The organism is Stenotrophomonas sp. YJH_SMC_33 (assembly GCF_059372295.1).
Window position 1 is genome coordinate 105,605 of sequence record NZ_JCAFVJ010000002.1, and the last position, 14,607, is coordinate 120,211.

General features: G+C 67.7%; 15 protein-coding genes. 4 read left to right on the plus strand and 11 right to left on the minus strand.

From position 1 onward, the window contains the following. Positions 1–99: 99 nt before the first annotated feature. The 5 genes from AC5P9W_RS04325 to AC5P9W_RS04345 all read right to left on the minus strand — a co-directional run bounded on the left by AC5P9W_RS04325 (position 100) and on the right by AC5P9W_RS04345 (position 5,403). The gene (locus tag AC5P9W_RS04325; protein WP_010483557.1) at positions 100–1,356 is read right to left on the minus strand and encodes a cysteine desulfurase; all 1,257 of its coding nucleotides are present in this window, start codon (positions 1,354–1,356) and stop codon (positions 100–102) included. After that, a complete protein-coding gene (sufD, locus tag AC5P9W_RS04330; protein WP_057502964.1) occupies positions 1,353–2,615 on the minus strand; it encodes a Fe-S cluster assembly protein SufD in 1,263 nt (420 codons plus the stop codon). Before sufD ends, AC5P9W_RS04325 begins: the two co-directional genes overlap by 4 nt. Continuing rightward, a complete protein-coding gene (gene sufC, locus AC5P9W_RS04335) occupies positions 2,615–3,379 on the minus strand; it encodes a Fe-S cluster assembly ATPase SufC (protein WP_111098228.1) in 765 nt (254 codons plus the stop codon). The genes sufD and sufC overlap by 1 nt, the downstream gene beginning before the upstream one ends. A gap of 74 nt (positions 3,380–3,453) precedes the next feature. Continuing rightward, on the minus strand, positions 3,454–4,929 hold the full coding sequence (gene sufB, locus AC5P9W_RS04340) for a Fe-S cluster assembly protein SufB (protein ID WP_019659402.1): 1,476 nt from the start codon (positions 4,927–4,929) through the stop codon (positions 3,454–3,456). Between the two features lie 18 nt (positions 4,930–4,947). Continuing rightward, the gene (locus tag AC5P9W_RS04345; protein WP_005408436.1) at positions 4,948–5,403 is read right to left on the minus strand and encodes an SUF system Fe-S cluster assembly regulator; all 456 of its coding nucleotides are present in this window, start codon (positions 5,401–5,403) and stop codon (positions 4,948–4,950) included. A gap of 206 nt (positions 5,404–5,609) precedes the next feature. Here AC5P9W_RS04345 and AC5P9W_RS04350 point away from each other — a divergent pair, with 206 nt between their 5' ends. After that, a complete protein-coding gene (locus AC5P9W_RS04350) occupies positions 5,610–6,077 on the plus strand; it encodes an SET domain-containing protein (RefSeq protein ID WP_026346957.1) in 468 nt (155 codons plus the stop codon). 161 nt (positions 6,078–6,238) lie between these two features. Next, positions 6,239–6,781, plus strand: a complete 543-nt coding sequence (locus tag AC5P9W_RS04355; protein ID WP_329867054.1) for a type 1 glutamine amidotransferase domain-containing protein — start codon at positions 6,239–6,241, stop codon at positions 6,779–6,781. A gap of 72 nt (positions 6,782–6,853) precedes the next feature. On the opposite strand, the gene AC5P9W_RS04360 is transcribed toward AC5P9W_RS04355, so the two are convergent. From AC5P9W_RS04360 to AC5P9W_RS04375, 4 genes are all read right to left on the minus strand, one after another. Next, a complete protein-coding gene (locus AC5P9W_RS04360) occupies positions 6,854–7,450 on the minus strand; it encodes a YceB family lipoprotein (protein ID WP_019659399.1) in 597 nt (198 codons plus the stop codon). An 82-nt stretch (positions 7,451–7,532) separates the two neighbouring features. Then, positions 7,533–8,081 carry a hypothetical protein gene (locus tag AC5P9W_RS04365; RefSeq protein WP_021203134.1) on the minus strand — a complete coding sequence of 183 codons (549 nt, stop codon included), beginning with the start codon at positions 8,079–8,081 and terminating at the stop codon, positions 7,533–7,535. A 55-nt stretch (positions 8,082–8,136) separates the two neighbouring features. Further along, positions 8,137–8,445: a DUF3861 family protein gene (locus tag AC5P9W_RS04370; protein ID WP_019659397.1), complete on the minus strand. Its 309-nt coding sequence runs from the start codon at positions 8,443–8,445 to the stop codon at positions 8,137–8,139. 293 nt (positions 8,446–8,738) lie between these two features. Next, a complete protein-coding gene (locus AC5P9W_RS04375) occupies positions 8,739–9,137 on the minus strand; it encodes an HU family DNA-binding protein (RefSeq protein ID WP_005408442.1) in 399 nt (132 codons plus the stop codon). Between the two features lie 372 nt (positions 9,138–9,509). On the opposite strand from AC5P9W_RS04375, the gene AC5P9W_RS04380 reads away from it, so the two are divergent. Further along, the gene (locus AC5P9W_RS04380; RefSeq protein WP_019659396.1) at positions 9,510–9,941 is read left to right on the plus strand and encodes an OsmC family protein; all 432 of its coding nucleotides are present in this window, start codon (positions 9,510–9,512) and stop codon (positions 9,939–9,941) included. A 99-nt stretch (positions 9,942–10,040) separates the two neighbouring features. Here AC5P9W_RS04380 and AC5P9W_RS04385 read toward each other — a convergent pair whose 3' ends face one another. Then, the gene (locus AC5P9W_RS04385) at positions 10,041–10,919 is read right to left on the minus strand and encodes a PhzF family phenazine biosynthesis protein (protein WP_111101865.1); all 879 of its coding nucleotides are present in this window, start codon (positions 10,917–10,919) and stop codon (positions 10,041–10,043) included. Between the two features lie 113 nt (positions 10,920–11,032). Further along, on the minus strand, positions 11,033–11,908 hold the full coding sequence (locus AC5P9W_RS04390) for a PhzF family phenazine biosynthesis protein (protein WP_021203040.1): 876 nt from the start codon (positions 11,906–11,908) through the stop codon (positions 11,033–11,035). Positions 11,909–11,983: 75 nt separating this feature from the next. On the opposite strand from AC5P9W_RS04390, the gene AC5P9W_RS04395 reads away from it, so the two are divergent. After that, positions 11,984–14,578 carry a bifunctional aspartate kinase/diaminopimelate decarboxylase gene (locus AC5P9W_RS04395; protein ID WP_206621309.1) on the plus strand — a complete coding sequence of 865 codons (2,595 nt, stop codon included), beginning with the start codon at positions 11,984–11,986 and terminating at the stop codon, positions 14,576–14,578. The last annotated feature ends 29 nt before the right edge of the window (positions 14,579–14,607 follow it).

Genomic DNA, 14,607 nt, shown 5'->3' on the forward strand with positions numbered 1-14,607 from the left:
GCTTCCCGGTCACGCCTCTGCTTGGTTGCGTTCAGTGCGCAATAAAAAACGCCGCAGTTTCCTGCGACGTTCTCATACTTCCTCGATTCTGGCGAATCTTCAGCCCAGCAGCTTTCGCACCTTCGTCAACGCCGTCATGAACCGCTCGATCTCGGCATGCGTGTTGTAGAACGCGAGCGAGGCGCGGCAGGTAGCCGCGACGCCGAAGTACTGCAGCAGCGGGTGTGCGCAGTGCTGACCCGAGCGCACGGCCACGCCTTCCAGATCCAGAAGGGTGGCCAGATCGTGCGCATGCGCGCCATCGATCAGGAACGAGACCACCGCAGCCTTCTCCGGCGCTTCGCCGATGATGCGCAGGCCGTCGACGCGGCGCAGTTCTTCGGTGAAGTGCGCCAGCAGTTCGGCTTCGCGTGCTTCCACGTTCTCCTGGCCAAGCTGCTGCAGGTAGTCGGCAGCCACACCCAGGCCGATGAAACCGGCGATGTTCGGGGTGCCGGCTTCGAATTTGTGCGGGGCATCGTTGAACACGGTGCCGTCGAAGCTGACTTCCTTGATCATCTCGCCGCCACCGAGGAACGGCGGCATCGCGTCCAGGTGCTCGCGGCGCGCCCACAGCGCACCGGTGCCGGTCGGGCCGCACATCTTGTGGCCGGTGATGGCGTAGAAGTCGCAGCCGATCGCGGCCACGTCGACCTTGCGGTGCGGCACGGCCTGCGAGCCATCGACCACGGTGATGATGCCGCGCTTGCGCGCTTCGCGGCAGATCTCGCGCACCGGGTTGACCGTGCCCAGCACGTTGGAGACGTGGGTGACGGCCAGCAGCTTGACCTCCGGGGTCATCGCCGCGCGCAGCGCATCCAGGTCCAGCGCGCCATCGGGGGTGATCTCGGCCACGCGGATGGTGGCACCGGTACGCTGCGCGACCAGCTGCCACGGCACGATGTTGGCGTGGTGCTCCATGCGCGTGATCAGGATCACGTCACCGGCCTTCAGCCGCGGCAGCGCCCACGAGTAGGCCACCAGGTTGATGGCGAAGGTGGTGCCGCTGCACAGCACCAGGTCGCTGGGGCGCACGTTGAGGAAGCGTGCCAGCGTGTTGCGTGCGCCTTCGTAGGCGTCGGTGGCTTCGCTGCCCAGTGCATGCACCGCGCGGCTGACGTTGGCGTTGTAGCGGCGGTAGAACTCGTCCACCGCGCCGATCACCTGCACCGGCTTCTGGCCGGTGTTGGCATTGTCGAAATAGACCAGCGGCTTGCCATGCACTTCACGCATCAGCAGCGGGAAGTCGAGGCGGACGCGGTCCCAGTCGGGGGCGCCGGTGCGTTCTTCGATCGGTCGCGGCGTGGACAGGTTCATGCCACACCCGCCTCGGCGAGGGCCTTGTCCAGGCGGCGTGCCAGCTGCGCACGCAGTGCGTCCGGCAGAATCTTCAACGGCTCGTGGCAGAACGCGGCGCTCAGCAGTGCCTGCGCCTGTGCCTGCGGCAGGCCGCGCGAGCGCAGGTAGAACAGCGCATTGGCGTCGAGCTGGCCGACGGTCGCGCCATGCGCGGCCTTCACTTCATCGGCGTCGATCACCAGCGTTGGCTGGGTGTCGATCTCGGCATCGGCCGACAGCAGCAGGTTCTTGTTGGACAGGTTCGCGTCGGTGCCATCGGCGCCTTCGCGGATCTGGATGCCACCATGGAACACCACGCGGCTGCGGTTGGCGGCGACGCCGCGCCACAGCAGCTCGCAGGCGGTATCGCGTGCAATGTGGTCGATACCCAGGCGGGTTTCGACGTGGCGGCGGCCATTGCCAAGCAGCACGCCGTTGGCGGTCAGCTGGGCGTTGTCACCTTCCAGGCGCACGTTCAGTTCATGGCGGCTGAGTGCGGCGCCCAGTTCCAGGTCCACGCGGTGGTACTGCGCGTCGCGGGCCAGCACGGCGTCGGTGCGCAGGAAGCTGGTCTGGCGCGCGCTGCCGGCCTGCACGCGGGCGTGCTTGAGCACGGCATCGCGAGCGACGTGGGCATGCAGCACGGTGTTGTCCAGGTGGGCGGAGTCACCCACGCTGAAGCGGTGCTCGACCACGCCCAGGCTGGCGCCGGCACGCAGTTCGATCAGGTGGCGGTGATGCCAGGCCAGGTCGGTGTCGCCGGCGACGCTGGCGAATACCAGCTGCAGCGGCGTTTCGACCTGCACGCCTTCATCCACGCGCAGCACCACGCCTTCATCGGCCAGCGCGGCATTCAGGCGGGCGAAGATCTCCTCGCTGCGCTCGTAGCGGCGGCCGAGGAAACGCACGGCATCTTCGCCAGCGGCCAGTGCGACCGACAGCGGCTGCAGCTGCACGCCGGCCGGCAAGGCCTGCACGTCGCTCAGCGCGGCATCCAGACGGCCGTTGACGAACACCAGGCGCGGTGCCGGAATGTCCTCCAGCAGGGCGGCGTCCAGCGCCGGGCCCTGCAGCGGTGCCGCAGCGAACGCACGGCGTTCCAGCTGCCGCAGCGAGGTGTACTTCCAAGCCTCGTTGCGGGCGGCCGGCAGGCCGTCACGCAGGGCCGCATCCAGCACTTCGCGGCGCGCATCGCTGCCGCAGAAGGCCTGGGCCATCGAATCAAGCAAGGCGCTCATCAGACCGCCGCCTCGGGCACGACCCGGTCCTTCAGGAAATCATAGCCGTGCGCTTCCAGTTCCAGGGCCAGTTCCGGGCCACCGGTCTTGACGATGCGGCCATCGGCCAGCACGTGCACCACGTCCGGCTTGATGTAGTCCAGCAGGCGCTGGTAGTGGGTGATGACCAGGAACGAGCGGTCGGCGGCGCGCAGTGCGTTGACGCCATCGGCCACGCTCTTCAGCGCATCGATGTCCAGGCCCGAGTCGGTTTCGTCCAGGATCGCCAGCTTCGGTTCCAGCACGGCCAGCTGGAAGATCTCGTTGCGCTTCTTCTCGCCACCGGAGAAGCCTTCGTTGACGCCACGGTGCAGCAGTTCGTCCTTCAGGTGCAGCACGGCCAGCTTCTGGCGCACCAGCTTGAGGAACTGCATGGAATCGAGTTCTTCCTCGCCGCGTGCCTTGCGCTGGGCGTTCAGTGCCGCGCGCAGGAAGTAGGTGTTGTTCACGCCCGGGATTTCCACCGGGTACTGGAACGCCAGGAACAGGCCGGCGGCGGCGCGCGCTTCCGGGTCCTGGTCGAGCAGGTCGACGCCGTCGAACTGCACGCTGCCTTCGGTCACTTCGTAGCCGTCGCGGCCGGCCAGGACATTGCCCAGGGTGGACTTGCCGGCGCCGTTCGGGCCCATGATGGCGTGCACCTGGCCCGGCTGGACGTCCAGCGACAGGCCCTTGAGGATTTCCTTGTCGCCGATGCGGGCGTGGAGGTTTTCGATCTTCAGCATGGTGGGGATTTCCGTGGGGCGGGCCGCGGCCCGCCGGTAAAGAGAATGCGTTTGCGAGGGGCAGGGGCGGGCGGTCAGCCCACCGAACCTTCCAGCGAGACTTCCAGCAGCTTCTTGGCTTCCACCGCGAACTCCATCGGCAGTTCGCGGAACACCTGCTTGCAGAAGCCGTCGACGATCATCGACACCGCGTCTTCCTGGCTGATGCCACGGGCGCGGCAGTAGAACAGCTGGTCGTCGGAGATCTTGGAGGTGGTGGCCTCGTGCTCGACGGTGGCGCCCGGGTTCTTCACCTCGATGTAGGGGAAGGTGTGCGCGCCGCACTGCTTGCCGATCAGCAGCGAATCGCACTGGGTGTAGTTGCGCGCGCCATCGGCGTTGCGGTCCACCCGCACCAGGCCGCGGTAGGTGTTCTGGCCGCGGCCGGCGCTGATGCCCTTGCTGACGATCTTGCTCTTGGTGCGCTTGCCGACGTGGATCATCTTGGTGCCGGTGTCGGCCTGCTGGCGGTGATGGGTCAGCGCCACGGAGTGGAACTCACCCACCGAGTCGTCGCCCAGCAGCACGCAGGACGGGTACTTCCAGGTGATCGCCGAGCCGGTCTCGACCTGGGTCCAGGTGACCTTGCTGCGCGCGCCACGGCATTCGGCACGCTTGGTGACGAAGTTGTAGATGCCGCCGACGCCGTTCTCGTCGCCCGGGTACCAGTTCTGCACGGTGGAGTACTTGATCTCCGCGTCTTCCAGCGCGACCAGCTCGACCACGGCGGCGTGCAGCTGGTTCTCGTCGCGCATCGGCGCGGTGCAGCCTTCCAGGTAGGACACGTAGGCCTTGTCCTCACACACGATCAGGGTGCGCTCGAACTGGCCGGTGTGGCCGGCGTTGATGCGGAAGTAGGTGCTCAGTTCCATCGGGCAGCGTACGCCCTTGGGGATGAACACGAAGCTGCCATCGGAGAACACCGCCGAGTTGAGCGCGGCGAAGTAGTTGTCGCCGACCGGCACCACGGTGCCCAGGTACTGGCGCACCAGCTCCGGGTGCTCCTTGATGGCCTCGGACATCGAGCAGAAGATGATGCCCTTCTCGGCGAGTTCCTTGCGGAAGGTGGTACCGACCGACACCGAGTCGAACACCGCATCCACCGCCACGCCGGCCAGCTTGGCGCGCTCGTGCAGCGGCACGCCCAGCTTGTCGTAGGTGTCCAGAAGCTCCTTGGGCACGTCATCCAGCGAGGCGTACTTCGGGCCCTTGGGCGCGGAGTAGTAGCTGAGCGCCTGCAGGTCGATCGGGGCGATCTCCAGCTTGGCCCAGTCCGGCATCGGCAGGGTCAGGAAGTGGCGGTAGGCGTCCAGGCGCCACTGCGTCATCCACTCCGGCTCGTCCTTCTTGGCCGACAGGGCACGGATGGTGTCCTCGTCCAGGCCCGGCGGCAGGGAGTCCGACTCGATCTCGGTGATGAAGCCGGCCGAATACTTGCGGCCGAGCTGCTCGTGGATCTCGCGGTTGGGGGTGTCGTCGTGGGCGACGTTTTCGATGGTTTCGGTGGCCATGGGGGGGCTGCCTGTGGATCAGGAGACGACGTCGACAGCGATGGTGCGGCGCTGTTCGTCATCGGCAAGGGGAAGAGGGGGCAGGATCTGGGCGAGGGTGACATCGCGCAGGGCCTCGGAGACCACGTCGTTGATCAGCCGCCAACTGCTGCGCGCGCCGCACTTGGGCGCCATGCCGCACTGGTGGTGGTCGTGGCTGCATTCGGTCAGGGCCAGCGGCCCTTCCATCGCTTCGACCACTTCGAACAGCGAGATCTCGATGGCCGGGCGGGTCAGGCGGTAGCCGCCACGGACACCGCGCAGGCCTTCGACCAGGCCGGCCTGGGCCAGTGGCTTGAGCACCTTGCTGACGGTGGGCGGCTCCAGGCCGGTGAATTCGGCCAGCTCGGTGGCACTGAGCACCTCGCCCGGACGGGCGGCAAGCACGGTCAGTACCACGGTGGCGTAATCGGTGAGCTTGGTGACACGCAACATGGGGATGCGAGTGGTTCTTAAAGCGGACTGAAATTGTACGCTTTTATTCGCCGCCATCCAACCCGGGCATTCAGCCGGCGCTGGGCCGGGCGGGAGGACGCGCCGGGCCGTTGCCGGGGCGCCATGCTGCGCTACCGGGGTGATTTTCGCAATCACCCGGAATGGGCGAGAATCCAGGTTCCATCCGCTGCAAACAGCCCGTGCCGATGCCGAAGAAGATCCAAGCCCGCAAGTCCGCCATCCATGGCAACGGCGTGTTCGCCGTGGCCCCGATCAAGCAGGGCGAGCGCGTGATCCAGTACAAGGGCCTGCTGCGCAGCCACGGCGATGTTGATGCCGATGACAGCGGCGACGTCGAAAGCGGCCACACCTTCCTGTTCACCCTGAACGACGACTGGGTGATCGATGCCAACTACAAAGGCAATGACGCGCGCTGGATCAACCACAGCTGCGAGCCGAACTGCGAGGCCGTGATCGAGGAAGACGAGGACGGCGACAGCCGCGGTGACAAGGTGTTCATCGAGGCGCTGCGTGACATCACGCCCGGCGAGGAACTGACCTACAACTACGGCATCACTCTGGCCGAGCGTCACACTGCCAAGCTGAAGAAGATCTGGGAGTGCCGCTGCGGCTCGCCCAAGTGCACCGGCACCATGCTGCAGCCCAAGCGCTGACCGGTACCGGGTAGGGCCGGCCGCTGGCCGGCATGGCGCGATGCAGGTGTCGGCCAGCGGCCGGCACCACCTGGAGCTCTCCACCTGCCGTGCACGGCAGGGTCACTGCCCTGCAAGGGCCGTTCTTCCATTCTGTCGGCACCCCCAACCGGAGTGCACCCATGGCAGAACGATTGAAGGGCAAGCAGATTGCCATCCTTGCCACCCACGGCTTTGAACAGTCCGAACTGACCGAACCCAAGCGGCTGCTGGAAGCCGAAGGCGCGCGCGTCAGCGTCGTGTCGCCTGCAAAGGAGGCGACGATCAAGGGCTGGAAAGAGAAGAACTGGGGCGACGCCGTTGCAGTGGATATTCCGCTGGATGAGGCCGATCCGGCCAGCTTCGATGCCCTGGTGCTGCCGGGAGGGGTCATCAATCCGGACACGCTGCGTACCGACGAGGCTGTACTCGGCTTTGTCCGCGCAGTAGACGAAGCAGGCAAGCCTGTGGCGGCGATCTGCCATGGCCCGTGGCTGCTGGTCAACAGTGGCCTCGCCGATGGCCGCGCGCTGACGTCCTGGCCGTCCCTGCAGCAGGATCTGACCAATGCGGGGGCGAACTGGCGCGATGCCGAGGTGGTGGTCGACGGTAACGTGATCACCAGCCGCAAGCCGGATGACATTCCGGCCTTCAGCGAGGCGGTGGTAAAAGCACTTGCCGCGTGATGCCTTGCCGGTAGTGCCGGCCCCTGGCCGGCACGCAAGTGAGACGCGTGCCGGCCAGCGGCCGGCACTACCTTATTTGCCCAGCAGGCCCGCTGGCACCAGGTTGCCCAGGTTCTGGTTGAAGGTGACCACCAGCTTGCCGTTCTTCACCTGTGCCGACTGCACCTGCAGGGCGCCGAGCATGCCGGCCACGGCCGGGTCCAGCTTGTAGATCGGCTCCCGCTGGGCGTAGTCGCTCAGCCAGGCGTTGAGCAGGCCGCGGGTACGGGAGTCGAGACGACCGCCCTGGTTGGCCGGGGTGAAGTCATCCACGCTCGGCTGCTGCAGGTGGAACCCCTGGGTCTGCGCGTCGTAGCGCAGGCCGCTGCTCAGCTTCACCGTACCAAGTTTGGCCGGGCTACCACCGGCGGTGGCCAGCGCCACATCCATGCCCAGGTTCAAGCGCTCGCCGGCCGGAAGGCTCAGCTGCGGGTGGCTCATCGTCAGGGCGATCAGGCCGCCGAGCGCGTCCTGCGTGCGCGGGAAGCTGCCATCAAGGTACTGCTGTACGTCGCTGGCACCGACCGACAGTTCCCGGCCGGAAATGGAAGGCGCAGCCTGGGCGCCGATTGCAGCGGCGATCAGCACGGTGGAGGCCGCGAGGCGGGTCATCAGGGAACGCAGGCGCATGGCAGAGACCGATGGATGCGGAATGGATGGTTCAAAGAGTAGCCTTGCCGGCTGAATCGCGCGTGCATGCCGCCGCAACGGTTCAGTCCAGCGATGGCCGCAGTTGTGCCGACTGGATCTGCCAGGCGCTGCCGTCGGCGCTGGGTTGCACCCGGTACCAGCCGCCGAAGCGGAAGGTGCCCTCAGGAGTCACCGCGCGGATCCGCACCGGAACCTCCAGCAGCTGCGGCGGCTGGTGGCCGTCGCGCGCGATCGGCAGCTCGCTGGTCAGGCGCAGGCTGCGTACGTCCGTCAGCTGGCGCAATGCGGCATCGTCAGCGCGCCGGGCATCGCTGGGCGGGAAAGTCCACGCGGCATCGGCGGCCTTGCGATCGCGATTGAGCAGGGCCATGACATACGCGTTGAGCATGGCCGCGGGCAGCTCGGCGTCGGCCGCGACGGCGGCAAACAGGGGATCGACATCGATGGCCCGCGCAGCCGCTGCATCGCTTGCTGCGGCGGTCTGCGGCTTCGTGCTGGCAGTCGTGCTGGCCGCTACCGGCGGTGCGGCATCCGCTGCGTCGGATTGCGATGGCGGCCTGGAGCAGGCCAGCAGCACCAGTGGTGCGATCAGTATCAGGAACCTGCGCATGCCAGCCTCCTCCCCGAGGCGAACGGAAGGAGGCAGTGTATCGGCTGTGCGGCGATCAGCGGGAGGAGGGCAGCTGTTCCAGTGCATCCAGCGCCGGCAGCACCTGCGCGGCGATGGCGGCCAGGGCATGGCCTTCTGTTTCGGCGTGGCGCTGCACGATGTCGCGCAGCAGCTGGGTGGCGATCACCAGGGTCGCGCGCTCGTCGCCGCTGACGCCAGCGGTGCGCGGCGCCGCTTCCAGCAGGCGCATGAGGTCTCGGCTGGCGCGATGTTCCAGTTCGATGGTGCAGCGCCCGGTGCACTGCAACCCGTCCTTTTCGATGGGGGTCACCGAGATCCGGTAGCGGGTGGAGGGGCTGGCCATGGGGGTGCTCGCCGTAGCTGTGGAGGATGTGCCCACCATAGGCAAGGCCACGGCCGGCGGCGACGGCCACCGCTGCACGCAGTGTTCCACCCGGTACGTGCCAGCGCCTGCCGGGCGGCGCCCGGCCAATGGCGACGGGCTTGAACGGGGATCGCCCAGCGTGCGGCAACGCTGTGTTGCGGATTGCTCCGGGGCGACGTCCCGCGCATGGCGCGGATCCCCGCAGGGCGCGCGCAAAAAAAAAAACGGGACGGCCAGAGCCGTCCCGTTGCAATCCGCGTTGGGGCGCGCGCTTACAGCGCGGCGTCCTTCAGCTTCTTCAGCGGACGCACCTTCAGCTTGGTGGTGGCCGGCTTGGCAGCGAACCACTGCTCTTCCTTGGTGAACGGGTTGATGCCCTTGCGCTTCGGCTTGGCCGGCACATTGACGGTGGTGATCTTCAGCAGGCCCGGCAGGGTGAACGAGCCAGCGCCCTTCTTGTGCACCGAGGAGGCGACGGCGCTTTCCAGCGAGGCCAGCACAGCGCGGACGTCCTTGGCGACGACGCCGGAGGCTTCAGCGATGTGTGCAACCAGGCCGGACTTGGTCAGCACTTCCTTGATCGGCTTCGGAGCGGCCGGCTTGGCGGCTGCCTTCGTCGCGACTTTCTTCACTGCCTTCTTCGGGGCAGCCTTCTTAGCGGTCTTTGCCATGGTTTCCTGTTCCGTGAACGGTTGGTTGTTTGGTCGGCGCCGAACCCCGTCGGCAAGCGCAATGTAGGGCAACTCTTGGGCGCCGCCAATAGCCCGAAGCGCGGAAAGTGCATGTTTTTTCATATCCAGGCCGATTCAGTACATGGCCGGCGGTGGGGGCTGGGGGCGTGTCAGCGTGCTCGAAGCCCGCCGCCTGCCCATTGGTGCACTGCGCGAAACCACTGAAAACAAGAGGAAAATGCGTTGCGCGCTGGCGAGGAAGTGTCCATCTTCCGGGGGCGGGGGCGACGTGGGGCGTGCGGCGGAGCGACGCAGGGCTAACGCGTGGCATGCGAGGGTGGCCGTTCATCACCGCCACGCAGGAGCAGCACAATGGGAATCTCGCGACACGCCACCGCGCACTGGGAAGGCGATCTGAAGTCGGGCAAGGGGCAGCTGAGCACGCCGCAGAGTGGACTGCTGGACAAGACCCGCTACGGCTTCAACAGCCGCTTCGGCGACGAAAAGGGCACCAATCCGGAAGAGCTGATTGCCGCCGCACATGCCGGCTGTTTCACCATGGCGCTGTCGGCCAAGCTCGGCGAGGCTGGCTTTACCCCGACCTCGCTGGACACCGAAGCCAAGGTCGACCTGTCGATGGAAGGCGGCCCGCAGCTGTCGCAGATCCGGCTGAAGGTAAAGGCGGTGGTGCCTGGCATCGACGCGACGCAGTTCCGCGCCATTGCCGATGACGCCAAGCAGAACTGCCCGGTGTCCAAGGCGCTCAGTGCGGTGCCGATCAGCCTGGAAGCCGAACTGGGCTGAGCCGACGCATCTGTAGAGCCGAGCCCATGCTCGGCTTCTGCAGCTCCCGTGATCTGGCCGGAGAGCAACCGAGCGCGGGCTCGGCTCTACAGTGTCCCTTTACCAATCGATGGTGCCGGTGATGACGGTCTGCACCTGGCCGCCCGACCAGACCTCGCCGTCCTCGTCGACCCGCAGGGTCAGGCGCGCATCGTGGCCGACTTCGCGGCCCTGGCTGACTTCGAACGGCGCACGGCCACGTGGCAGCGCGTCGCGCAGGTCCAGCCACGCGGCCAGCACTGCATTGGCGGCCCCCGAGGCGGCGTCCTCGAAGCGCCGACCATTGCCGACGAAAGCGCGCGCGGCCAGATCGAATCCCTCACTGCCATCGCTGAAGGCATAGGCGAACACGCCCATGCTGTCGGTGGACTCGGCCAGCGCAGCCACCGCGTCCCAGTCAGGGCGCAGCGCGCGTAGTGCTGCTTCATCGGCCACCTGCACCACCCACCAGCTGCGTCCGCCCTGCATGCGCGCCGGCGGCAGCGAGCCCAGTGGCCAGTCCTTCAGTGCTGCCCGCAGGCGTGGATCGGTGGCTTCAGCGGTCTCCGCCAACTGCGCGCGCGGGGTGCGGATGGCGATGCGCTGCTGCGCGCCCTCACCGCTGACGCGCAGCGGCAGCGCGCCGGCAATGCCGTCCTGCACCAGCACGCCATCGATCGGTGTGGCCAGGCCTGCCTGCAGTACCGCATGCGCCGTGCCGACGCTGGGGTGGCCGGCGAACGGCACTTCCTTCTGCGGGCTGAACATGCGCAGCCGGTAGCTGGCACCGGCGGCCTGGGGCGGGAACACGAAGGTGGTCTCGGGCAGCCGCGTCCAGCGTGCGATGGCCTGCATGCTGGCGTCGTCCAGGCCTTCGGCATCGAGTACCACGGCCAGCGGGTTGCCAGCGCCGGCGCGCGGGGAGAACACATCCAGCTGCAGGAAACGGCGGGTGGTCATCGGGGCGAAACTCCAGAATCGGTTGGCGCGCAGCTTAACGCGCGGTTGTAGAGCCGAGCCCATGCTCGGCTGTGTCGGGGTGTGAGAAGAAGCAGCCGAGCGTGGGCTCGGCTCTACAGCCAACGGATCTGGCCGTCGATGACCGGCTGCACCTGACCGCCGATCCACACCGTGCCCTGCGCGTCGACCTGCACCTGCACGCGGCCATCGCGGCCCACTTCGCGGCCCTGGCTGGCCACGTAGCGGCCCTCGCGGCCGGGCAGAGCATTCCGCTGCCGCAGCCAGGCGCCTATCAGCGCATTGGCACTGCCGGTCACTGGATCCTCGGGCACGGCGGGCGCATCAGCGGGGCAGAAGGCACGCACCACGCGGGTGTGGCCGGTGCCGGCTTCATCGGCGAAGACGGCCAGGCCTGTAGCGTCGGTGGCGAGGCTCCAGTCGGCCAGCGCGGCCATGTCCGGTGCCAGCCCGCGTACGGCGGCGGCGTCGCGTAGCGGCAACAGCCACCAGCGCGCGCCGTTGTCCCAGAGTTCGGGCACGTGCCCGTTGGCGGCGAGGGCCAGCAGTGTTTCGGGTGCTCCGTCCGCGGCCGTGTCCAGTTGCCGTGCCGGCGGGCTGGCCAGCTGGATCTGCAGTGCCTCGACCGGGCCGCTCACCCGTACCGGCAGCAACCCCGCCGCGCATTGCTGCAGCAGGGCACCGTCGCGCGGTTGCGCCAGGCCGCAGCTCACCGCCGCCCAGGCGGCACCGACGCTGGGGTGGCCGGCGAAGGCCAGCTCGCGGGTCGGGGTGAAGATGCGGATGTGGTAATCGGCGCCGGGCGCGGTGGGGCGCAGGAAGAACACCGTCTCGGAGAGGTTCAGCCAGGTAGCCAGGGCCTGCATCTGGCGGCTGGAGAGCCCGTCGGCGTCCAGGATGGCGCCCAGCGGGTTGCCGGTGCCGGGGCGGGCGGGGAAGACATCGAGCTGCAGGTAACGGAGGACGGCCATCTACGGGGATATTGCGCTTAGAATCAAAGGTTCCGCCCCCGAGGGCGGCTTCCCCACATTCTACATAGCCAATCCATGTCAGCTTCCCCCCTTGTCGATCGTTGGATCGTACTGAAGTTCGGCGGCACTTCGGTGTCGCGTCGTCACCGCTGGGACACGATCGGGAAGCTGGCGAAAAAACGCGCGGAAGAGACCGGCTCGCGCGTGCTGGTGGTGGTATCGGCGCTGTCCGGGGTCACCAACGAACTGACCGCGATTGCCGACGGCGCGCCCGATAGCCGGGACCGCGTGGCAGCGCTGGTCGAACGCCATGAAGGCTTCCTGGCCGAACTCGGCCTGGGTCGCGAGGTGCTGGCCGAACGGCTGGCCGCGCTGCAGGGCCTGCTCGACGATGCGCGTGCAGCCACCCGTCCGCTCGACTGGCAGGCCGAAGTGCTGGGCCAGGGCGAGCTGCTGTCCTCCACCCTGGGCGCGGCCTACCTGCGCGCCTCGGGCCTGGACATGGGCTGGATGGATGCCCGCCAGTGGCTGGACGCGATGCCGCCGCAGCCGAACCAGAGCGACTGGTCGCAGCGGCTGTCGGTGAACTGCCAGTGGCGCGCAGACGCGGAGTGGATGCAGCGCTTCCGCGCGCAGCCGACCCGCCTGCTGATCACCCAGGGCTTCATTTCGCGGCATGCCGATGGCGGTACCGCCATCCTTGGCCGTGGTGGCTCGGATACCTCGGCGGCGTACTTCGGTGCGCTGCTCGGCGCCAGCCGGGTGGAGATCTGGACCGATGTGCCGGGCATGTTCAGCGCCAATCCGAAGGACGTGCCGGACGCGCGTCTGCTGACCCGCCTGGACTATTACGAGGCGCAGGAAATCGCCACCACCGGCGCCAAGGTGCTGCACCCGCGCTCGATCAAGCCGTGCCGCGATGCCGGCGTGCCGATGGCCATCCTCGATACCGAGCGCCCGGAACTGCCGGGCACCAGCATCGATGGCAGCGCCGCACCGGTGCCGGGGGTGAAGGCGATCAGCCGCCGCAATGGCATCGTGCTGGTGTCGATGGAAGGCATCGGCATGTGGCAGCAGGTCGGCTTCCTGGCCGATGTGTTCAACCTGTTCAAGAAGCACGGCCTGTCGGTGGACCTGATCGGTTCGGCCGAGACCAACGTCACCGTGTCGCTGGACCCGTCCGAGAACCTGGTCAACACCGATGTGCTGGCCGCGCTGTCGGCCGACCTGTCGCAGATCTGCAAGGTGAAGGTGATCGTGCCGTGCGCGGCGATCACCCTGGTGGGCCGCGGCATGCGCTCGCTGCTGCACAAGCTGTCGGACGTGTGGGCCACCTTCGGCCGCGAGCGCGTGCACATGATCTCGCAGTCGTCCAACGACCTGAACCTGACCTTCGTCATCGACGAGGCCGATGCCGATGGCCTGCTGCCGATCCTGCACGCCGAGCTGATCGACAGCGGCGCGATGCCGGTGGAGGAGACCGAAGTGTTCGGCCCGCGCTGGCGCGAGATTGCCGGCACCGTGCGCCCGCGCGGCACGCCGTGGTGGCGCGGCCAGCGTGCGCACCTGCTGCAGCTGGCCGATGCCGGTACGCCGCGCTACGTCTATCACCTGCCGACGGTGCGCGCCCGCGCCCGTGCACTGGCCGCAATCAAGCCGATCGACCAGCGCTACTACGCGATCAAGGCCAACAGCCACCCGGCCATCCTGCAGCTGCTGGAAGCCGAAGGCTTCGGCCTGGAGTGCGTGTCGCACGGCGAGCTGAAGCATGTGTTCCAGCACCTGCCGGAACTGTCGCCCAGGCGCGTGCTGTTCACCCCCAGCTTCTGCCCGCGCAGCGAGTACGAGGCGGCGTTCGCGCTGGGCGTGACCGTGACCGTCGACAACGTGGAAGCGCTGCAGCGCTGGCCGGACCTGTTCCGCAACCGCGAGCTGTGGCTGCGCGTCGATCTGGGCCGGGGCGAGGGCCACCACGCCAAGGTCCGTACCGGTGGCAAGGAGTCCAAGTTCGGCCTGCCGATCGCCCGCGTCGACGAGTTCGTGCGCGCGGCCACCGAACTGGGCAGCCGCGTGGTGGGCCTGCATGCGCACCTGGGCAGCGGCGTGGAAACCGCGCAGCACTGGCGCCTGATGTGCGATGAGCTGGCCGGTTTCGCCCGCCGCATCGGCAGCGTGCAGACCATCGATATCGGTGGCGGCCTGCCAATTCCGTACAGCGACGAAGACGAACCCTTCGACCTGGACGCCTGGGCCGAGGGCCTGACCGAGGTCAAGGCGCTGCACCCGGCATTCCGCCTGGCGATCGAGCCGGGCCGCTACCTGGTGGCCGAATCGGGCGTGCTGCTGACCCATGCCACCCAGGTGGTGGAAAAGGACGGCGTGCGCCGTGTCGGCCTGGACGCCGGCATGAACGCACTGATGCGCCCGGCGCTGTACGACGCTTGGCATGACATCGAGAACCTCAGCCGCCAGGGCGGTTATGCCGAAGCGGCGTTCGATGTGGTCGGCCCGATCTGCGAATCCAGCGATGTGTTCGGCAAGCGCCGCAAGCTGCCGGTGTCCACCGCGCCGGACGACGTGATGCTGATCGCAGATGCCGGTGCCTACGGCTATGTGATGGCCAACACCTACAACCAGCGGATGTTGCCGCGCGAAGACGTGATCGAATGATCACCATGCTCGCCCTGCACCCGCCCACC